Annotated in this window: 16 protein-coding genes; 9 read left to right on the top strand and 7 right to left on the bottom strand. The window is 74.6% G+C overall.

Annotation, left to right across the window (positions count from 1 at the left end; genetic code table 11):
• Positions 1–344 precede the first annotated feature (344 nt).
• A complete protein-coding gene (gene orn / locus WMF20_RS42965) occupies positions 345–908 on the bottom strand; it encodes an oligoribonuclease (RefSeq protein ID WP_437607512.1) in 564 nt (187 codons plus the stop codon).
• Positions 909–1,028: 120 nt separating this feature from the next.
• Here orn and WMF20_RS42960 point away from each other — a divergent pair, with 120 nt between their 5' ends.
• Together WMF20_RS42960 and WMF20_RS42955 are read left to right on the top strand one after the other, a co-directional pair.
• Positions 1,029–2,261, top strand: coding sequence for an acetyl-CoA C-acetyltransferase (locus WMF20_RS42960; protein ID WP_129579673.1), 1,233 nt, complete (start codon positions 1,029–1,031; stop codon positions 2,259–2,261).
• Entirely contained in the window at positions 2,258–3,403 is a 1,146-nt protein-coding gene (locus tag WMF20_RS42955; RefSeq protein ID WP_237244620.1) for a cation diffusion facilitator family transporter, read from the top strand. The genes WMF20_RS42960 and WMF20_RS42955 overlap by 4 nt, the downstream gene beginning before the upstream one ends.
• 16 nt (positions 3,404–3,419) lie before the next feature.
• Here the strand turns inward: WMF20_RS42955 and WMF20_RS42950 are convergent, their stop codons facing one another.
• The 5 genes from WMF20_RS42950 to WMF20_RS42930 form a co-directional block, all read right to left on the bottom strand.
• On the bottom strand, positions 3,420–4,934 hold the full coding sequence (locus WMF20_RS42950) for a glycine betaine ABC transporter substrate-binding protein (protein ID WP_437607510.1): 1,515 nt from the start codon (positions 4,932–4,934) through the stop codon (positions 3,420–3,422).
• Entirely contained in the window at positions 4,931–5,704 is a 774-nt protein-coding gene (locus tag WMF20_RS42945) for an ABC transporter ATP-binding protein (protein WP_437607508.1), read from the bottom strand. Before WMF20_RS42945 ends, WMF20_RS42950 begins: the two co-directional genes overlap by 4 nt.
• A gap of 70 nt (positions 5,705–5,774) precedes the next feature.
• A complete protein-coding gene (locus WMF20_RS42940; RefSeq protein ID WP_437607506.1) occupies positions 5,775–7,361 on the bottom strand; it encodes a hypothetical protein in 1,587 nt (528 codons plus the stop codon).
• On the bottom strand, positions 7,319–7,711 hold the full coding sequence (locus WMF20_RS42935) for a hypothetical protein (protein ID WP_437607504.1): 393 nt from the start codon (positions 7,709–7,711) through the stop codon (positions 7,319–7,321). The genes WMF20_RS42940 and WMF20_RS42935 overlap by 43 nt, the downstream gene beginning before the upstream one ends.
• Positions 7,708–10,179 carry an Hsp70 family protein gene (locus WMF20_RS42930; RefSeq protein ID WP_437607503.1) on the bottom strand — a complete coding sequence of 824 codons (2,472 nt, stop codon included), beginning with the start codon at positions 10,177–10,179 and terminating at the stop codon, positions 7,708–7,710. Before WMF20_RS42930 ends, WMF20_RS42935 begins: the two co-directional genes overlap by 4 nt.
• Positions 10,180–10,355: 176 nt before the next feature.
• Between WMF20_RS42930 and WMF20_RS42925 the strand changes: the two genes are divergently transcribed.
• Complete coding sequence (locus tag WMF20_RS42925) at positions 10,356–11,222, top strand: Uma2 family endonuclease (RefSeq protein WP_437607501.1); 867 nt, start codon at positions 10,356–10,358, stop codon at positions 11,220–11,222.
• A gap of 33 nt (positions 11,223–11,255) precedes the next feature.
• Here the strand turns inward: WMF20_RS42925 and WMF20_RS42920 are convergent, their stop codons facing one another.
• A complete protein-coding gene (locus tag WMF20_RS42920) occupies positions 11,256–12,413 on the bottom strand; it encodes a CAP domain-containing protein (protein ID WP_437607499.1) in 1,158 nt (385 codons plus the stop codon).
• A 148-nt stretch (positions 12,414–12,561) separates the two neighbouring features.
• Between WMF20_RS42920 and WMF20_RS42915 the strand changes: the two genes are divergently transcribed.
• The 6 genes from WMF20_RS42915 (at position 12,562) to WMF20_RS42890 (ending at position 19,869) form a co-directional block, all read left to right on the top strand.
• Entirely contained in the window at positions 12,562–14,037 is a 1,476-nt protein-coding gene (locus tag WMF20_RS42915; protein WP_437607497.1) for an MlaD family protein, read from the top strand.
• Positions 14,038–14,177: 140 nt separating this feature from the next.
• The gene (locus WMF20_RS42910; RefSeq protein WP_437607495.1) at positions 14,178–15,803 is read left to right on the top strand and encodes a multiheme c-type cytochrome; all 1,626 of its coding nucleotides are present in this window, start codon (positions 14,178–14,180) and stop codon (positions 15,801–15,803) included.
• Positions 15,804–15,969: 166 nt separating this feature from the next.
• Positions 15,970–16,881 carry an alpha/beta fold hydrolase gene (locus WMF20_RS42905; RefSeq protein ID WP_437607494.1) on the top strand — a complete coding sequence of 304 codons (912 nt, stop codon included), beginning with the start codon at positions 15,970–15,972 and terminating at the stop codon, positions 16,879–16,881.
• A gap of 611 nt (positions 16,882–17,492) precedes the next feature.
• Entirely contained in the window at positions 17,493–18,020 is a 528-nt protein-coding gene (locus WMF20_RS42900) for an RNA polymerase sigma factor (RefSeq protein WP_165374476.1), read from the top strand.
• The gene (locus WMF20_RS42895) at positions 18,017–18,553 is read left to right on the top strand and encodes a hypothetical protein (RefSeq protein WP_437607492.1); all 537 of its coding nucleotides are present in this window, start codon (positions 18,017–18,019) and stop codon (positions 18,551–18,553) included. Before WMF20_RS42900 ends, WMF20_RS42895 begins: the two co-directional genes overlap by 4 nt.
• The gene (locus tag WMF20_RS42890) at positions 18,553–19,869 is read left to right on the top strand and encodes a hypothetical protein (RefSeq protein WP_437607491.1); all 1,317 of its coding nucleotides are present in this window, start codon (positions 18,553–18,555) and stop codon (positions 19,867–19,869) included. The genes WMF20_RS42895 and WMF20_RS42890 overlap by 1 nt, the downstream gene beginning before the upstream one ends.
• The last annotated feature ends 30 nt before the right edge of the window (positions 19,870–19,899 follow it).

The following is a 19,899-nucleotide window of genomic DNA, read 5'->3' as shown; positions in this document are numbered from 1 at the left end:
GTCCGCGCCGCAGACCTCGTGCCGGAGGCCTGGACGCATGGCTAGCCTACTAAATGCATTCCCTCGATCGATCTAAATTTCTCGCGACGTCGACATTTTTCTTCTCGTTGTCGGCAGCGAGGCGCGTTCGCCCGAGGACACAGACCTCGACACCGGGTCGGAGCGCGCGGCGCGCCCCAGGGAGGCCTGGGGGTGGACGGAGCGCGCTCCGCGGTTGAGCGCGCTCCGGGGTTGAGCGCGCTCCGGGGTTGAGCGCGTGGGGGGAACGCCGCGCGGGGAGGCGGGCTCGGGTGCTGATGCGAGCTCGGGGGCGCCCTCGAGCGCACCTCGCGTCGGCGTGCTGCTCAGCGCATCCCGGTGCCCGGGAGCGGCTGGAACACGTTCGCCCGGTACCACCGGAGCTCCTCGATCGACTCGCGGATGTCGTCGAGCGCGCGGTGGATCTCGCGCTTCTTCGGCGCGGCGCGCGTCGGATACCACCGGCGCACGAGCTCCTTGAGGGTGGAGACGTCCACGATGCGGTAGTGCAGGAAAGAGAGGAGCTCCGGCATGTAGCGCTGCAGGAAGGCGCGGTCCTTCCAGACGGAGTTGCCGCACAGCACGGCCGTGCCCTTGTCGCAGTGCGCCTCGAGGAACGCGCGCGTCTCGGCCTCCGCGTCGCCGACGGAGAGCGTGGAGGCGCGGATGCGCGCGAGCAGCCCCGAGCGCTCGTGGAGATCGCGGACGAAGTCGCTCATCCCTGCGAGCACGTCCTCGGGCTGGTGGATGACGAGGCACGGCCCCTCGGCGACGACGGTGAGGTCGGGCTCCGTGACGATGGTCGCGATCTCCACGATCGCGCACGAGCTCTCGTCGAGCCCCGTCATCTCGAGATCGACCCACACCATGCGCTGCGACCGGTCCGTCATCGGCGGCGAGCATAGCCGATCCGCGTCGGTTCAGGGCCACCGAGACCCGGCGCGAGCGGGCTGCCCCGGGAACGGGTCGTGTGCTAAGGCAGGGCCGGACACCCAGCGCGGAGGCCTGTCATGCGAGACGTTTTCATCGTGGATGCCGTTCGCACGCCGCGCGGGCGCGGCAAGGCAGGCAAGGGGGCGCTCTCCGGCGTGCACCCCCAGGAGCTCCTCGCGCAGACCCTCAACCGCCTCGCCGAGAAGACCGGGATCCGCAAGGACGACGTGGAGGACGTCGTCGTCGGGTGCGTGACCCAGGCGGGCGAGCAAGGGGCGTGCGTCGCGCGCACCGCCATCCTCGCGGCCGGCTGGCCGGACGGCGTGACCGGCGTGACCGTCAACCGCTTCTGCGGCTCGGGCGCGCAGGCGGTGAACTTCGCGGCGATGGGGGTCATGTCCGGCCAGCAGGAGGTCGCCGTCGGCGGGGGCGTCGAGAGCATGTCGCGCGTGCCGATGGGCTCGGACGGCGCGCCCCTCGACGGCAACAACCTCGCCCTCCGCAAGAAGCTGGCGATGGTGCCGCAGGGCATCTCGGCGGATCTCATCGCGACGATCGAGGGCTTCTCGCGCGAGGACGTCGACCGCTTCGCGCTGGAGAGCCAGCACAAGGCCGAGCGGGCCGCGCGCGAGGGGCGGTTCGCGAAGAGCCTGTTCACGGTCGTCGATCTCGACGGAAAGCCGCTGCTCGACCGCGACGAGCACCCGCGCGCCGGGGCCACGATCGAGGCGCTCGCGAAGCTCGAGCCGGCGTTCGCGGGCCTCGGCTCGACCCCGATGGGCCCCGCCGGCGAGACCGTGGACGAGCTGGCGCGCTTGCGGTACCCGCAGGTGACGTCGATCGAGCACGTCCACACGGCGGGCAACTCGAGCGGCATCGTGGACGGCGCGGCGGTGGTGCTGCTCGCGTCGGGCGACTACGTGAAGGCGCACGGGCTCAGGCCGCGGGCGAGGCTCCGCGCCACGGCGACGGCCGGGGCGGAGCCCGTGATCATGCTGACGGCCCCGGCGCCCGCGTCGGAGCGGGCGCTCAAGAAGGCGGGCATGCAGGCGCGCGACATCGATCTCTGGGAGATCAACGAGGCGTTCGCCGCGGTGCCGCTGCAGACGGCGCGCAAGCTCGGCATCGACCTCGACCGCGTCAACGTGAACGGCGGCGCGATCGCGCTCGGGCACCCGCTCGGCGCGACCGGGGCATGCCTCGTCGGCACGGCGCTCGACGAGCTCGAGCGCGCCGATAAGGCGACCGCGCTGATCACGCTGTGCATCGGCGGAGGGATGGGCGTGGCGACCATCATCGAGCGGGTGTGAGCCGCTCCGGCGCCGCGATGGGGGTGCCCGACGATCATGGGAGCGGCGCCCATGAGCACCCGCGCCGGGGCGACGCTCCGCGCGGCGAGCTGCGCGCGCACGGCCATCACGGCGCGTCCGGCCACGACCATGATCACGACCACGACCACGGTCACGGCGGCCCGCGGCACCACGACCACGATCACGACCACCGGCGCGCGCCGCTCCGGCGGCTCGTCGCGGCGTTCGCGCTCACGACGTCGTTCCTGTTCGTGGAGGCGGCGGTCGGGTGGTGGTCGAAGAGCCTCGCCCTGCTGGCCGACGCGGGGCACATGCTCGCCGACGCCGCGGCGCTCGGGCTCGCCATCATCGCGCAGCGCATCGCGGCGCAGGCGCGGACGCGCGCGCGGACGTACGGCTACCGGCGCGCCGAGGTGCTCGCGGCGTTCGCCAACGGCATCGCGCTGGCGCTGACGGCGATCTGGATCTTCATCGAGGCGGTCCACCGGTGGCGCGCGCCGCAGGCGGTGCACGCCGAGGCGCTGGCGGTCACCGCGGCGCTGGGGCTGATCGTGAACGTGGTCTCGGCGCTGCTGCTCTCGACCGGCGAGCGCGGGCACAACATCAACACGCGGGCCGCGCTGGCGCACGTGCTGTCGGACGCGCTCGGCTCGGTCGGCGCCATTGCGGCCGGCGTGCTCATCCTCGCCTTCGGCTGGACGCGGGCCGACCCGGTGATCAGCGCGGCCATCGGCACGCTCGTGCTCTGGGGCGGCTGGCGGCTCGTGCGCGACACGTCCCGCGTGCTGATGGAGGGCAGCCCCATCGAGATCGACCTCGCCCACGTCGAGGACACGATCCGGAGCGTGCCCGGCGTGCTCGACTTCCACGACCTGCACGTCTGGTCGATCTCCGACGGCTTCAACGTGCTCACGGTGCACGTGGTGCTCGCCAAGGGGCACCACGGGACGGACGTGGCCGCGGCCGTGGGCCGGCGGCTGCGCGAGCGGCACGCGCTCGACCACTGCACGATCCAGCCCGAGCCGCTCCACGAAGAGCGCCTCGTGACGCTCAGGCGCCCGGGCGCCGGGGCGCCGCGCGGCGACGTGCCCGCCGGCGACCCGAGCGGCGACGTGCCCGCCGGCGACTCGAGCGGCACGTAGCGGCGGGCGCGGCCGGTCAGAGCTCCCGCAGCAGCGCCTCGGCGACCTCCGCGGGGGACTTTCCCCGCTCGTCGACGGCGACGTTGAGCTCCCGCATCCGCTCCGCGCCGATCTTGCCCTCGAGCCCCCGCAGCGCCTCGATCACTTCCGGGTGCTCCCGCGCGAGCCGCGCGCTCGCGAGGACGACGGCATCGTAGGGCGGTATCGCCCGCCGGTCGTCCTCGAGGACGCGGAGGTCGAACGACACGATCCGCCCGTCCGTCGAGAAGGCGCTGATGACGTCCACCTCGCCCGCCCTCACGGCCTCGTACATGAGCGACGGGTCCATGCTGCGCTGCCTCGCGAACGCGATCCCGTAGCGCTGCTCGACCGTCTTCCACTCGGCGCGCTGGAAGAACTCGTAGTCTCCCCCGATCGACATCGATCGCGCCGCGGGCACGAGATCGCTGATGGTCCGCGCGCCGAGCCGCTCCGCGAGCTCGCGCCGCAGCGCGAGCGCGTAGGTGTTCTCGAAGCCGAGCGCGGCGGCGACCACGATCCCGTGCTCCTCGAGCAGGTACCGCGCGACGCCGCGGAGCACCTCGCCCCGGTCGGCCGGGGCGTCGCCCCGCTTCATGACCGTCGCCCAGAGCGTCCCGGAGTAGTCCACGTACGCGTCGATCTGGCCCGTCCGGAGCGCGTCGAACGCCACCGTCGACCCGAGCGACTCCACCGCCTCCGTGGGCAGCCCCGTGTCCCGCGCGATCTTCCCCGCGAGGACGCGGCTCAGGATGTACTGCTCGGTGAAGGTCTTCGATCCGATGGCGATCCGCCGCGCGCCGCCCCCGAGCGCCCCCCGGGCGAAGCCGGCCGCCGCGATCGCGTAGAGCAGGGCGAACGCGCCGATCGCCGCCGCCACGAGGCCCCGGCGGCGCCGGCGGAGGCCGACCTCGAGCGCCCTCACCGTGCCGTCCAGGACCAGCGCCAGCGCCGCCGCCGCCGCGCACCCGACGAGCACGGCCGCCGTGTTGCGCGTCTGCAGCCCGCTGAAGATGTAGTTGCCGAGGCTCTCCGCGCCGATGGGCGTCGAGAGCGTCGCGGTCCCCACCGTCCACACCGCGGCCGTCCTGACGCCGGCGACGATCACCGGCATGGCGAGCGGCAGCTCCACGCGCCGGAGCCGCTGGCCCGGCGTCATGCCGACGCCCTCGGCCGCCTCGATCAGGGCCGGATCGACGCTGGACAGCCCCACCACCGTGTTCCGGAGGACCGGGAGCACGCTGTAGAGCACGAGCCCGATCAGCGCCGGCAGGTAGCCGATGCTCGCCGCGCCGATCGCGGCGAGCGCGGGCACCATGAACGCGAGCAGCGCCAGGCTGGGCACGGTCTGGATGACGCTCGCGACGGCGAGCACCGGCTGCTCGAGGCGGCGCGCGCGCGAGACCAGCACGCCGAGCGGCACGCTGACGCCCGTCCCGATGAGGAGCGCGACGAGCGTGAGCTCGAGGTGCGCGAGGAGGCGCCCGGGGAGCAGGGCGAGCTGCTCGTTCACGGCCGGCGCTCCCCCTCGCCGAGCAGCGCGTCGATGGCCGCCGCCTGCCGCTTCGGCGTCCCGACGAGCTGCGCCACGTACTCGTCCGCGGGCGCGGTCATGAGCTCCCGCGGCGTCCCCACCTGCGCGAGCCGCCCGCCCTGCATCACGGCGATGCGGTCGCCGAGCAGGAGGGCCTCGACGAGGTCGTGGGTCACGAAGATCGCGGTCAGGCCGAGCCGGCGCCGGATCGCCAGGAACGACTGCTGCAGCCGGTCGCGCGTCAGCGGATCGAGCGCCCCGAACGGCTCGTCGAGGAGCATCACCCTGGGCTCGGCGGCGAGCGCGCGCGCGACCCCGACCCGCTGCTGCTGGCCGCCCGAGAGCTCGTCGGGGCGGCGGTCGCGCACGGCCGCCGGATCGAGCTCGCAGAGCTCGAGGAGCGCGTCGACGCGCGCCCGGATGCGCGCCGCGTCCCAGCCGAGCAGCGACGGCGTGACGCCGATGTTCTCCGCCACGGTCAGGTGCGGGAACAGCCCGAGCCGCTGGAAGACGTAGCCGATGCGCCGGCGCAGCGCGTGCGGCGGCTCGCCGGTGATGTCCTTGCCGCCGATCCGGATCGCGCCCGACGTGGGCTCGATGAGGCGGTTCACCATCTTGAGCGTGGTCGTCTTGCCCGAGCCCGAGCCGCCGAGGAGGACGAGGAGCTCGCCCTCCTCGACGCGCAGCGAGACCCCGTCGACCGCGACCGCGCCGGCGTAGCGCTTCGTGACCCGGTCGAGCTCGATCATGCGGCCGCCTCGGAGGGCTCCGGACGATCCGCCGGCGCCCCGGGGCGCGGCGCGGGCGCGCTCGCCCGCGTCACACCCCGCACCCGACGTTGCCGCGCTGGAGCCCGGCGAGGCGCGCGTCCTCGAGCGCCTCGGCCTCGGCGAGGAGCCACCGGAACATCGCGTTCGCGATCGCCCGCTCCTTGCGCGCGTTGAACAGCCAGACGGCCGCGTGGCAGACGTCGGCGTGCACCTTGGGGAACGCGAGGCGGCGGAGCTCCGCGCCGACGAGCGCCGCCGCGGCCTCGTACTGCGCGCGCAGCGAGATCCACTCGCGCCACTCCGAGAGCGCCGGGAGCTCGCGCTTCTCGTCGACGCGGCGCCGGAGGGCGTCGCACGCGAGCTCCAGCTCGGACAGGAGCTCGTCCCGGAGGCGCCGGCGCGTGCGGCCGATCGTCCCGCCGAGATCGTCCCACGCCTCGCGCGGCACGCGCGCCGCCCGCAGCGCCGCCGCGAGGTCCTCCTCGACCGCGCGCGAGAGCGGGCCGAGCGCCGCCTGCGCGCCCGAGGCGCCGAGCAGCTGCGCGCGCTCGCGGAGCTCGGCCTGGGCGCGCTCGTCGTCGAGCGCCGCGTCCCACGCGCCGCCCAGCCGCCGGAGATCGTCGCCCGAGACCTTGCCGCGGGGCCGGAGCAGCATCGTCGCGTGGAGCAGCACCGCGCGGCTCCACAGGTCGCCCTCCGCGACCCTGGCGGCGCACGGCTCGGGCTCCTCCGGCTGCGGGGGCGGCGCGCCCTCGCCGGCGGCCAGGGCGCGGCGCACGAGCGGGAGCGTGGCCCGGCGATGGGGCGCGGCGAGCCAGCGGAGCCAGAGCTCGAGCGCGCCCGGCGCGGGCGCCTCCCCGAGCAGCCGCGCGGCGACGGCGCCGAGCAGCGACAGCGCCCGGCCGCCGCCCTCGCGCGCGCGCTCGAGCACGGCCGCCCAGTCGCCGCGCGAGGCCGCCTCGGCGGCGAGCCAGCCCGCGGCGATGCGGCGGGCCTCGCGGGGGCAGGCGCGCGGATCCAGGGTGCGGACGCTCTCGAAGAGCAGCCGCGCGCCTTCCTGGTCGCCACGGTACGCCGCGAGCATCGCCCCGGCCGCGACCCCGGCGCCGCCGAGCGAGGCCCGCCGCATCGCCGCGGCGCCTGCCCCGGGCGGGGCCGCCGCGTTGCGGTCGAGCAGCTCGCTTACCCAGGCCTCGGCCTCGGGGTCCGGCCGCCGCGCGCGGCAGAGCGCCCACGCCGCCGCGAGCGCCGCGCCGCCGCGCGGGTCCGCGGGCCACGCGAAGAGCGAGCGCCTCGCCGCGCCGTACGCCGCGCGCGGCAGGCCGAGCGGGATGAACACGTGCCGGGCGGCGAGCCAGGGCCCGAGGAGCGCGAGGGGCGGCGCGAGCACGAGGAGGAGCCAGAGCTGCCCGCGCGGCACGGTGGACACGACGAGCACCGCGAGCACACCCAGGAGGGTGCGCACGACGGTGCCGAGCGCGCTGTCGTCGGTCGCCCTCTGGGCGGCCATCCGGCGCTCGACGAGCAGGCGCACGACGACGGCCGCGGTGGCGAGGACGAGGACGGCCGTGGCCGCGAGGGCGAGGTGGAGCATCACCGCGCCCTCCAGCCGAGCGCGGACAGCGCCTCCGGCCACGGCGCGCGCGGATCCTCCCCCGGCGGCTCCGGCGGCGGCAGCTCGCCGAGGTCGTCGTCGAGGTCGTCCTTCGGCGGAGGCCTCGGGTCGAGCCGCGCCCAGACCTCGTGGGCGAGGCGCCGCTCCGGGTCGCGGAGGGCGGCCATGGCCTGGCGCACCTTGTCGGCGGTGCGCGCGCCGGGGCCGACCGGCGTCGGGTAGGTCGCCGCGCTCGCGAGCTTGAGCTCGAGCATCCCGAGCAGCTTCTGCCCCTCGCGCTCGATCTCCGCGCGGCTCGCGGTCGGCCGCAGGCCGAGCACGTAGAACGGGTTGTCGCGGATGCGGCCGAGCGCGCCGTCCGTGTCCATCACCGCACCCCCGACTCGTGGCCGAGCCTGCGCTTCTGCGCGTCGACCGGCAGGAGGCGCCAGATCTCCTCGGTGATCGCCCGCAGCGCGGCCGTGTCGCCGCGCTCCGCCGCGCCGCGCCCGTCGCGCACGAGCTTCTGCGCGCGGACCAGATCCGAGGCCTGGTGCGCCTCGGAGGCGGCGTCCTCGAACATCCACACCCACGCCTTCGGGTGCCGCTGGAACGCCGCGCTGCTCAGGTTGCGGACGAGGCGGAGCTGCCGCTGGAGCTCGACCTGGTTCTTCTCGGCGCGCGCCCGCGAAACGCCCTGCGCGGCCTCCTCGAGGAGCGCCTTCTCGGTGCTCGACCCGAGCTGCGAGATCCACACCGACGCGTTCGCGACGGCGGCCTGCGCCTCGGCCTCGAGCTCCGGCCAGCGCTTGTCGGCCTCGGCCTGCTCGAGCAGGACGTCGAGCTCGAGCAGCGCGCGCCGCGCCTTCTGCCCGGCGTCGGCGTCGCCGCCGCGCGCCGCGGCCGCGTCGCGCTCCACCTCGGCGAGCGCGCACTCGACGTAGGTGACCTTGCCGAGCGCGTGCGGCGCGTTCCTGCGCAGGGCGCTCTCGCGCACCGACGCGAGCCGCTCGCGCATGGCCGCGAGCGAGGCGTCGAGCACCTCGGGCGCCGCCTCGGGGACGAGCAGGTGCGCGACGCGCTCGAACACGAGCCCCTGCGACGGGATCAGCGCGCGCGCCGACAGGTGCCCGCCCCGATCGAGCTCGAGCGTGAGCTCGATCGCCGCGCCCGCGGGCAGGGCCTGGGTGAGCCCGCTCCCGTCGATCTCGAGGGTCCCGACCACGCGGCAGAGGTGGGCGACGTCGAGCTCGCCCTGCACGATGGGGATCTTCAGCACGCACGCGCTGGAGCCCTTCGGCACGCTCTCCACGCTGTGGTGCACGAACGTCCGCCGGGCCGGCAGCGGCGCGCCCCGCTCGAAGTAGACCCGCACGGAGTTGTCCGCGAGCGCGACCCCGACGGTGCGCGACAGCGGCGGATCGCTGATCGTGAGCCCCTGGACGATGGTGATCGACCGCGGGTGCACCGGCACCCTCGCGCCGCCGGCCGCGGTCGCCTCGACGCGGAACACGTTTGGCCGGCGCGGGAGCAGGTCGACGGTGACCACGAACGCCCCCTCGGCGTCGAGCGGCGCCTCGGCGCTCGTCCAGCCGTCGCCCTCGCGCGTGAGCCGGATCCGCTCGGGCGCGGGGCCCGGCCCCTCCACGACGCGGCCCACCACGTGGGGCGTGAGGTCGCTCGACATCGCCGGATACTGGAGCCAGAGCCGGCGGCCCTCCTCCGTGGCCCCCTCGGCCCGCGCGCGCGAGGACGCCCGCGCGTCGAGCCCGGCGGTCGCCGCGTAGATGGCGGCCCCCTGCGCGACGAGGGTCATCGGGTCGAGCCCCTCGCCGAACGGCGCGCCCAGCGCGTCCCGGACGCGCGCCCGCAGCGCCGGCATCACGGTCGGTCCGCCCACGAGCACGACGCGCGCGAGCTGCGACGCGTCGAGGCCGTGCGCCGCGAGGAGCTGCCGGCAGACCTCGATCGAGCGGTCGATGATCGGCGCGCAGAGCGCGTCGAGCGTGGACCGCCCGAGGACCAGATCGACGTCGACGGGCGCGCCGTCCACCTCGAACGCCCCGGGGATCGCGAGCGCCGCCTCGTCGGCGCGGGTGAGCTCGATCTTGACCTCCTCGACCGCGAGCTTGAGCTTGCGGAGCGCGGCCGCGTGCCGCGGGTCGGCGCGGCTCACGGTGACGCCCTGGGTGCGCGCGATCTCGGCGAGCGCCCAGTCGACGATGGCCCAGTCGAAGTCGCGCCCGCCGAGGAAGTTGTCGCCGTCGTGCCCGACGACGCGGAGCAGCCCGTCGCGCGTCTCGAGCAGCGAGGCGTCGAAGGTCCCGCCGCCGAGGTCGTAGACGAGCCAGCTGCCCGTGGGCTCCTCGGCCGTCCAGCCGGCCGCGAGCGCCGAGGCCACCGGCTCCTGGATGAGCTCGACCCGCTCGAACCCCGCGAGCCGCGCCGCCTCCGAGGTCGCCGCGCTCTGGGGCAGCTCGAAGAGGGCGGGCACGGAGATCACCGCCGAGGCGGGCAGGGCCCCGAGGTGCTCGGCGACGTCGGCGCGGAGCGAGCGGAGCACCTCGGCGGCGAGCTCCTCGGGCTTCCTCGTCACCTTCGCCGCGGCGAACTCGATCGGCTGGGCCGTCCCCATCAGCCGCTTGAACTCCGCGCGGGTGTTCTGCGGATCGCTCTCGAGGAACCGGCGCGCGCGCGCGCCGACCGTGGTCGTCCCGCGCGCGTCGATCCTCACCACGCTCGGGGTGAGCGTCGCGCCCTGCGAGTTCCTGACGAGGGTGACCTTCTCGCCGTCGAAGGCGGCCGCGGTCGAATTCGTGGTGCCGAGGTCGATGCCGACGTAAAGCGGGCGTGCAGCCATCGGTGCAAGGATACACGCGCGGAACGGCGGCCGCCCGGACGAGCCGCAGGAGCCGCTGCGGCGGTGGAAAGCGGGCGATCGGCGAGCGCCGGGCGCCTGCTCACCGTAAGCTTCGCGCCGACGTTCCATCGAGCCCAGGAGCTGACGGACCAGCGCGGCGCGGGTAGAATCGGGCGATGAGCTGTGCGACCCCGTGGCGTGTAGATCCCGACGACCCGCGCGCTCCGACCGTCGAGGTGTGGGAGCAGCTCACGCCCGAGCAGCGCCGCGAGGTCGTGGACAGCCTCCCGTCCGATTTCCCCCTGGACGAAGCCTCGCCGCCCGAGGGCGATCCGCACTGGCACCCGGTGACCCGGGCGCGCACGACGCTCGATCGCTGGTTCCGGCGCGCTGGCCGCCGCGTCTACGTCAGCGGCAACCTCGCGGTGTACTACCCGGGCGAGCGCGTCTTTTCGCCGGATGTCATCGCCGTGGTCGACGTGGAGGTGCACGAGCGCGACCGGTGGGTCGTGCTGGACGAGGGCAAGGGCCTCGATTTCGCTCTCGAGGTGATCGTCCGCGGAAAGCGCAGGAAGGACCTCCAGCGCAACGTGGAGTGGTTCGCGCGGCTCGGTATTCCGGAGTACTTCGTGTACGACCGCAAGCGCGGCTCGCTGCGCGGCTTCCGCCTGCCGTCCTCGGCCGCGAAGGTCTACGAGCCGCTCATCCCCCAGCGCGGCCACTATGCGTCGCGGGTGCTCGGGCTCGATCTCGTCGTCGAGGACGGCAGGCTCCGCTTCTATGCGGGCGACGCCGCGATCCCCGACACCGACGAGCTCATCGACAAGCTGGGCGCCCTGGTCGACGCCGCGGAGCAGCGCGCGCAGGAACTCGAGCTGCGTCTCGACGAGGAGGCCCGCGCCCGCGAGGAGGAGGCCCGCGCCCGCGAGGAGGAGGCCCGCGCCCGCGAGGAGGAGGCCCGCGCCCGCGAGGAGGCCGAGCACCGGCTCGCGGAGGCGCTGGCGGAGCTCGAGCGGCTCCGGCGAGAGCGTGGCGGCGCCTGACCCCGCCGGCGCCACGCGCCCGGCGCCCCGCGGTCACCCCGCGAACAGCTGCGTCACCCAGACCCGGCCGCTCGGGTCGCGCACGACGGCCACGCCGGTCCTTCCGTAGCGCCGGTCGAGCAGGTTGCCCCGGTGCGACGGGCTCGCCCAGATCGCGCGGTGCGCGCCCTCGGTCGTGCTCGAGCTGGCCACGTTCTCCCCCGCGATCGTCGCCCTGTAGCCGGCCGCCTTGAGGCGCACCGCCGGATCGCCCGAGCCCACGTCGTGGCCCACCATCTTCGCCTTGATCATCTCCTCGGAGTGCGCCCGCGCCAGCGCGGTGAGCGCCGCGTCGCGCGCGAGCGCCGGCAGGTGCTCCGAGGCCCGCGCGGCGTTCATCATCCGCAGCATCGCGTCCTCGTCGCCCTGCGCCCCCTTCGCGGCCTCCTCGCCGGGCGCGGTCGCGCGCACGTACCGGCCCGGCGGGGCGCTCCCCGCGAAGATCATCGCCTCCAGCACGGGCCTCGGCCCGGTCGACACCGTGGCCAGCACCTGCACCAGCCAGCTCCCCGGCTGGTCGACCGCGAAGCTCGAGCGGAGCCGCGCGCCCGACAGCGAGCTCAGCACCGTCTTGGGCGCGCCCCGCGGCCCCAGCAGCACCACCTTCACCGCGCTCGCCGGCACCCGCATCGTCCCCTCGAGGGTCACCCACTGCCCCACCCGCGCCGTCGTCGGCAGCGGCGACAGATCCGCGAGCGCGTCCACCCCGACCGCGGCCACGATCACCGTCCCATCCGGCTTCCTCGCCTGGGCCACCCCACATCGCCGCACCCCGAGCGTGGTCCAGCCCGCGATCCACCCGTCGAGCCGCGCCCCGATCTCGTCCGGCCCCAGCCCTCGGCCCGAGATCGACCAGCCCCTCGGCCAGGCGTGCGGCGCGCCGGCGGCGCGCAGGGTGAAGGCGAGCTCGTCGGGCGGCATGATCTCCCCTCCCTGGAGCTGCCGCTCGACGTTGCGCCGGGCGACGGCGGCGAGCGCCGCGTCCGTGCTCCCGCAGCGCGCCGCGAGCGCGGCGACGTCCGGCGCGAGCGCCGCGGGCGGCTGCGGCGATCGCGTCGCCGCCTCCCACGTGAGCGCCGGCGGCTCCGCTGCTGCCGCCCCGGCGAAGGTGAGCGCCGCGCCGAACACCCCTCTGGCCCACCACGACCGCATACGCCTCGGCTAGCAGGTTTCCGGACCTGGCGCCCGTCGCCGGCCGCCCGCGCGCGGGCCTCCGCGCACCCGACCCGCGCGCGCTCGCGCCGGGGAGAAACCCGCGCGGTCCCGCGGTCGGCTCGTGCTACCGTGGCCCTCGCGCAGGATGGCTGAGGTCTCCAAGGCCGCGAAGGTCGGCGTCATGACGATCGTGCTCGCAGGCGCGGCCTACGGCGGGTACCGCTTCGTCTCGCGCGACGTGGGCGGCGGGAACGGCTACCGCGTCTGGGCCACGCTGCCGGACGCCATCGGCGTGTCCCCGCAATCGCGGGTGATGATCTCGGGCATCCAGGTCGGCGTCGTCGACAAGATCTCGCTCTACAACGGCCAGGCGCGCATCGACATCAAGATGAGCCCCGACGTCCCGCTCTACGAGGACGCGGCCATCGGCAAGCGCGCCACGAGCCTCATCGGCGAGTCGTTCGTCGTGCTCTCGCCCGGCACCGAGGGCAAGCCGCGCATCCCCGACGAGGGGAGGGTCCTCTATTACATCGATGAGCCGACGATCCAGTCGATGCAGGGGCAGGTCGCCGAGATCCTGAAGGACGTCAAGACCGTCACCGAGACGCTGAAGAACACCGTCGGCTCCGAGAGCGGGCAGGAGCGGCTCGCGCAGATCCTCGACAACCTCGCGGAGGTCACCGAGCAGATGAACGCGACCGTGCGCGAGAACCGCGCGGGCGTCACGCAGACGATCAACAACATCAACCAGATCACGGGCGAGTCGGGCCCGCGCCTGCGGGAGATCCTCCGCAACGTCGAGCAGGTGAGCCGCGACATCCGCACGATGACGGCCGCGGCCGAGGTGCCCGGCCAGCAGGGCGGGCAGCCCGGCGAGCTCCGGCGCGCCGCCGAGCGGGTGGGGCGCGCGACCGAGAACCTCGAGTCGGCGCTGAAGCACGTGGACAGCATCGCCGCGCGCGTCGACCGCGGGGAGGGGACGCTCGGCCGCCTCACCAAGGACGAGACGCTGATCAACGAGGTCGAGACGGTCGTCGAGGACGTCGGCGAGCTCGTCGGCGGGATCAGCCGCTTCCAGACGGTGGTCGGGCTCCGCACCGACTACAACTTCCTGGCCAACACCATCAAGAGCTACGTCGAGCTCCGGCTCCAGCCGACGGAGGACAAGTACTACGTCGTCGAGCTGGTGAACGACCCGCGCGGCAAGACGGACTTCCAGCAGATCGACGTCGACACGACCAACATCAACGACCCGGCGCACTACCGCGAGGTCCGCACCATCACGACGAACGCCTTCCGCTTCTCGTTCCAGTTCGCGAAGCGGCTCGGCCCGTTCACGGGCCGGTTCGGCATCAAGGAGTCGACGGGGGGCCTCGGCCTCGATCTCCACCTGCTCGACGACCGGTTCGAGCTCCGGCAGGACCTCTTCGGCTTCGGCGAGGAGCTGTCGCCGCGCTGGCGGGTCGCGCTCGCGTACGAGTTCATCCGCAAGCTGTGGCTGCTCGGCGGCATGGACGACATCCTGAACACCGATCGCCGGGATTACTTCATCGGCCTGCAGCTCCGGTTCAACGACGCCGACCTGAAGACGGTCCTGCCCTTCGCTCCGTCGAGCTTCTGAGCGCCCCCGTCCCGCCGCCGGCGCCTCGACACCGCCGCCTTCGCCTCGGCGCGGCCCCCGCCTGTGCGCCCGAGCCCGTGTGCTATAGCGCGGGCATGAAGCGCTCGCTTCTTCGCGGAGTGCGTCGGGGATACGCGCTCTTGATCCCTTTCCTCGCGATCGCCGCGGCGGCCGGCGCGGCGGCGTGCCAGGGGTGCAAGGTCCCCGAGCGGGGCGCCGCGAGCGCGGAGGCGGACGCCGACGCGGGCGCGACCCGGCCGACGGTGCGGCTCTACGTGCTCAGCACCGTGGCCGGCGCGCTGGAGCCGTGCGGCTGCACGAAGGACCAGCTCGGGGGCATCGACCACCTCGCCGCCCTGATCGAGGGCCAGCGCGGCGAGGCGCCGGATCACCTCGTGGTCGGCGCCGGGCCGCTGCTCTTCATGGAGCCGGAGGTGAGCCCGGAGCGCCGCACCCAGGACGCCTGGAAGGCCGAGGCGATGGCGCTGGCGGCGAAGGAGATCGGGCTCGCGGCGTGGGCGCCCGGCGAGAACGACTGGGCGCTCGGCGCCGACGCGCTCGCGAAGTACCAGGAGCAGGCCGGGGCGGCCGTGCTCGCCAGGAACCTCGAGGGCGCGCAGGGCGTCCGGGGCGTCGTCGTGCGCGACGTCGCCGGCGTGAAGGTGGGCCTCATCGGCGTGAGCGACCCGAAGGGCCGCGCCGGCGCCTATCCCGAGGGCGTCAAGGCCGGCTCGGCGGTCGAGGCGGTGAAGGCGGGCGTCGAGGAGGCGAAGAAGCAGGGCGCGACGGTGTTCGTGGGGCTCGCCGCCCTGCCGCGGGGCGAGGCGCTGCGGCTCGCCGACAACGCGCCGGAGCTGCACGTGCTCGTGCTGGGCAAGCCCAGCGAGCGCGGGGACGTCAACGACGGCCCGAAGCCGCCGGTGCTCATCGGAACGACGCTCGTCGTCGAGACGCCGAACCACCTCCAGTCGGTGGCGGTCGTGGATCTGTTCGTGCGCGGAAAGGGCGACGGCCCGCTCGTGTTCGCCGACGCGGGCGGCGTCGCCAAGGCCGAGGAGCTCATCAGCCTGTCGTCGCGGATCCGGGAGCTCGAGATCCGCCTCAACGGCTGGGAGGGCAGCAAGACGGTCTCCGAGAAGGACGTCGCCGATCGGAAGGCCGATCTGGAGAAGCTCCGGGCCGAGAAGGCGAAGCTCGAGTCGGCGGAGGCGAAGGTGACCGGCAGCTTCTTCCGCTACAGCTCGGTGGAGGTGCGCGAGAAGCTCGGCGCCGACAAGGACGTCGCCGGGCAGCTCCTCGCCTATTACAAGCGGGTCAACGCCCACAACAAGGAGGCGTTCGCGGATCGCGTCCCCGAGCCGCCGGCGAAGGGCGAGGCCAGCTACATCGGCATCGACGCCTGCACGAACTGCCACGACGAGGAGCGCAAGGTCTTCGACGGCACCGCGCACGCGCGGGCCTACGCGACGCTGCAGCAGGATTTCAAGGAGTACAACCTCGACTGCGTGAGCTGTCACGTGACCGGCTACGGCAAGCCGGGCGGCTCCACGGTGACGCACAACGCCTCCCTCCAGAACGTGCAGTGCGAGGAGTGTCACGGCCCGGGCTCGCTGCACGCGAAGGATCCCGAGAAGAAGGGGCTCATCGTGCTCGCGCCCTCGCCCGAGAGCTGCGTCTCGCAGTGCCACCACCCGCCGCACGTCGAGGGGTTCGAGCCCATGGCCAAGATGCAGCTCATCCTCGGGCCCGGGCACGGCCGGGACTGACGCAGGCCCGGGCACGGCCCCGGTGCCGACGCAGGCCCGGGCACAGCCCCGGTGCCGACGCAGGCCCGGGCACAGCCCCGGTGCCGACGCAGGGGCGGGCGCGCGGCGGCGCTCCTCTGGGCTGCGGCATTTCCGCGCCGTATCGATCGCGCTACGGGGAGCGCCCGTGACGAATGTCCACGCCGTCGTCTCCCGCCTGGGCCCGGCCGAGCGCGCGATCCTCGCGGAGCTCGCCGCCGGCGAGCCGCCGTTCGCGGTGCACCGCCGCGCCGCGCTGAGCTCGACGCTCCGCTACCTGGAGGGCGGCCGCGGCTCGCCGGTGGTCCTCCTGCACGGCCGCGGCAACGCCGCGACGACGTGGTTCCCGCTGCTCCCCGAGCTCGCGCGCCGCCACCGCGTCATCGCCGTGGATCTGCCGGGCTTCGGCCACGCCTCGTCGCCGCCGTTCGAGGGCGGGAGCTTCGAGGAGGGCCTCCGCTTCTTCGCCGATCCGGTCGAGGAGCTCCTCCTCGAGCTGGATCTCGGCGACGCCGCGCTCGTCGGCCACTCGCTCGGCGGGCTGGTCGCGGCGGAGATCGCGCTCCGCAAGCGCGCGCGCCCGCGGAAGCTCGTGCTCATCGGCGCGATGGGGGTCGGGCCGGCCATGACCGCCTGGAGCCGCGCCTACTTCCGCGCCCCGCCGGAGCGCCTCCTGCGGGTGCTCGGCAAGGCGCTCTTCCGCCGCATCCGGCCCCCGCAGCCCACGCCGCGCGGCGAGCGCCTCGCGGCGTTGCACGGCGAGCTCTACGCCGTGCCCGACGGCCGGGTCGCCCCTGTCGCCGCGTTCAACGCGCTCTTCCCCGCCGTCGGCCCGGTGCCCCATCGCCTCGCGCGGCTCGGCGAGATCGACGCGGAGACGCTGGTGCTCTGGGGCGAGCGCGACGACGTGTTCCCGGCGCCGCTCGCCATCGCCGCGGCCGCCGCGATCCCGCGCGCCACGCTGCGCCTCGTGCCGCTCGGCCACGCGCCCCACCTGGAGGACCCGGCGCTGGTCGTTCCCGAGCTCATCGATTTCCTTGCGCCCGGAGCAGGTCCCTAGTTCCGCCCGCCAGAGGTCCGGCCAGGGATCCGGAGAGAGAGTTCAACGCAAAGGCGCAAAGACGCAAAGACGCAAAGACGCAAAAAAGATTTGTAGTTTTGCGCCTTTGCGCCTTTGCGCCTTTGCGCCTTTGCGTTTATTTCTCTATCGCTCGCGAGGAAGATCCCTGGCGGGAGTTCTGACCCGCGGTACTAGCTAGGGAGGCCGTCCAGGAACCGAGGGAGGCCGTCCAGGAACCGAGGATGGCCGTCCAGGAACCGAGGATGGCCGTCCAGGAACCGAGGATGGCCGTCCAGGAACCGAGGATGGCCGTCCAGGAACCGAGGATGGCCGTCCAGGAACCGAGGATGGCCGTCCAGGAACCGAGGGAGGCCGTCCAGGAACCGAGGATGGCCGTCCAGGAACCGAGGATGGCCGTCCAGGAACCGAGAAGGGGCTCGGTCGGGCCGCGGCCGGCCCTCGGCCATCGCGATGCTGCTGGCGCGTTCTCGACCAGCCCGTGAAATTTGGGGGAGGGCTCGCGCGAACTGTCTGGGTCCAGCATGCTTCCAGTCGCCACGCCGCCGTGTCCCCAAGCGTCCGACGGGCTCCCCGCGGCGTCGCTTGTGACGGTGGGGGCGTCTCTCGACGAGACCGCCGCCCTGCGGCCGGTGGTGCGCGCGGCGATCGCCTGCGTGCTCGGGGAGCGAGCCGATCACCCCGACGTCGAGGATTGCACCCACGAGGCGCTCGCCCGGGCCCTCGAGGGGCGCAGCCGCCTGCGCGACGGCGAGCCGCTGCGCCCCTGGGTGCTCGGGATCGCGCGCCACGTGGCGCTGGACGTGCTGCGCCGCCGCCGCCGCACGCGCCGCGCCGAGGCGCACCCGGAGGCGAGCGCCGAGGAGCAGCGCGAGCTCCTCGATTCGGTCGAGGACCCGGCGCCCGGGCCGGAAGAGCGCGCCGCCCAGACCGAGCGCGCCCGCCGGATCGAGCTGGCGCTGCAGAAGCTGGCCGAGCCCCAGCGCCGCGCGCTCCTGGCCTTCCATGTCGAAGGCCTCAACTACCAGCAGATCTCGCGCCGGCTCGACATCCCGCTCGGGACGGTGGCGACGTGGATCGCGCGAGGCAGGCGCTGCCTGGCCGAGGCGCTCGGAGAGTGACGATGCAAGACGACGACAGGCTCGCGCCCGACCTCGTGTGGCAGTCCAACGGTCACCTCACCGAGATAGCGCTCACCGCGCTGGGCGACGGCGAGGAGGCCCTCCTGCCCGAGGGCGCGCTCGAGCATGCCGCGCGCTGCCAGAGCTGCTCCTCGGAGCTCGGCCAGGCGGCGCTCCTGTCGCTGCGCGCGGGGGAGCTCCTGCGCGGGCAGGCGGCGCACGGCTGCGCGAGGGAGACCGCCGCGCCGCGCGCGCCGCTGCCGGTCCCGGCGCTCGCGTTCGCCCTTGCGATCTCGGCGCTCGGCGCGGCGCCGTCGCTCGTGGCCGGGGCGGGCGGCCTGCGGGAGAGCTGGGCGGGGCTCTGGCACGCCTGCTCGGTGGTGGTGAGGGTCGGCTGCGCCGTCGCCGCGAGCGGGGCCCTGTCCGGCTGGCTCACGGCGCTGCCGTGGCTCTCGGCGGCCCTGCTCGTGAGCGTGGGGGCCTACGTCGCGTGGACCAGGGGAAAGCAGCTCTCGCTGAACGGAGGGATCTGATGCGCACCGTCTCGACTCGTCTCTTCTCCTCGCGCCTCGCCGCCGCCGCGCTGGGCGCCGCGCTGGGGGCCTCGGCCAGCGGCGCGGCCACGGCGGAGATCCTCCGCAAGGGCGCCTGGCCAGACGTCGAGCCGAAGGTGAGCGTCGAGGTGAGCAGCGAGCCGCGCAACGAGGCGCTCAAGCGCGTCGCCCAGGCGGCCGGGTGGAGCCTCGTGCTCAACGTGCCGCCCGGCAACGTCGTCGATCTCCACGTCCAGGACCAGCCGGCGGACCGGGTGCTGGAGCTCCTGCTCGCCGACGGGAGCTACGTCGCGACCCGCGACGGCGACCTGATCGCGATCGCCCCGGCCCCGGCGGCGCCGGCCCCGGAGGAGCCCGCGGCCGGGTCCCCGCCGGCGCCCGCGGCCGCGGCGTCGCCCGACGACGCGGAGGACGAGGACGCCGAGGGGGCGCGGCCCTCGTCGCGCGGCCGGGACCGGTTCGTGACCGGCGGGAGCCTCCGGATCGAGAAGGGCGAGGTGGTCAACGACGTGTCGGTGATCGGCGGCTCGCTCGACGTGTGGGGCACCGTCACCGGCGACATCGACGTGATGGGCGGGTCCACGCACATCCACGACGGCGCGCGCGTGCGCGGCGACGTCTCGACGGTGGGCGGCCCGCTCACCGTGGCCGACGGAGCCACCATCGACGGCGACGTCGACGTCGTGGGCGGCCCGCTCCGGCGGGGCGAGCGCGCGCGCATCCGCGGCGACGTGAACAACGACGCGAACCCGCTGGGCGACGGATCGAGCGCGAAGGGCGCGTCCACGCTCGCGCGCAAGGCCGGCAACGCGGTGACGCGCACGGCGTTCCTGTTCGCCTTCGGCGCGGTGATGCTGGCGCTCTGGCCGCGGCGCATGGAGGCGCTCAAGGTCGAGATCGCCGCCCGGCCGATGCGATCGTTCGCGCTCGGCGCGGTGGGCGTCCTCGGCGCCGTCGCGGTCGCCGCCGCCCTGTGCGTCACGCTGATCGGCATCCCGTTCGCGGTGATCGGCCTGTTGCTCGCCGTCGTCGCGGTGGTCGCGGGCGGCTGCGCCGTGCTCGAGACCGCGGGGGCGGGGCTCTTCGGTCACCGGACCAGGAACCCCTACGCGCACCTCGCCATCGGCTGCCTCGGCCTGCTGATCGCCAGCGGGATCCCCTACGTCGGCGGCGCGCTCTGCGCGGCCGTCACGCTGATCGGCGCCGGCGCGCTCGTCGCCACCCGGCTCGCGGGGCTCCTCCGGCCGAGGCCGCGCGGGGAGGGGACGGCGGGCCCCTACCGCACGGCGCCTTGAGCTGGCTTCGCCCGCCCCGGACGGCGCGAG

The sequence above is a fragment of the Sorangium sp. So ce834 genome (assembly GCF_051521425.1).
Classification (GTDB): Bacteria; Myxococcota_A; Polyangia; order Polyangiales; family Polyangiaceae; genus Sorangium; species Sorangium cellulosum_D.
This window is presented reverse-complemented; position numbering and strand designations above follow the sequence as displayed.

Bases quoted from the DNA above. Each gene is read 5' to 3' on its own strand.
- orn (WP_437607512.1), bottom strand. From the start codon at position 908: ATGACGGACCGGTCGCAGCGCATGGTGTGGGTCGATCTCGAGATGACG.
- WMF20_RS42960 (WP_129579673.1), top strand. From the start codon at position 1,029: ATGCGAGACGTTTTCATCGTGGATGCCGTTCGCACGCCGCGCGGGCGC.
- WMF20_RS42945 (WP_437607508.1), bottom strand. From the start codon at position 5,704: ATGATCGAGCTCGACCGGGTCACGAAGCGCTACGCCGGCGCGGTCGCG.
- WMF20_RS42930 (WP_437607503.1), bottom strand. From the start codon at position 10,179: ATGGCTGCACGCCCGCTTTACGTCGGCATCGACCTCGGCACCACGAAT.
- WMF20_RS42925 (WP_437607501.1), top strand. From the start codon at position 10,356: ATGAGCTGTGCGACCCCGTGGCGTGTAGATCCCGACGACCCGCGCGCT.
- WMF20_RS42920 (WP_437607499.1), bottom strand. From the start codon at position 12,413: ATGCGGTCGTGGTGGGCCAGAGGGGTGTTCGGCGCGGCGCTCACCTTC.
- WMF20_RS42915 (WP_437607497.1), top strand. From the start codon at position 12,562: ATGGCTGAGGTCTCCAAGGCCGCGAAGGTCGGCGTCATGACGATCGTG.
- WMF20_RS42890 (WP_437607491.1), top strand. From the start codon at position 18,553: ATGCGCACCGTCTCGACTCGTCTCTTCTCCTCGCGCCTCGCCGCCGCC.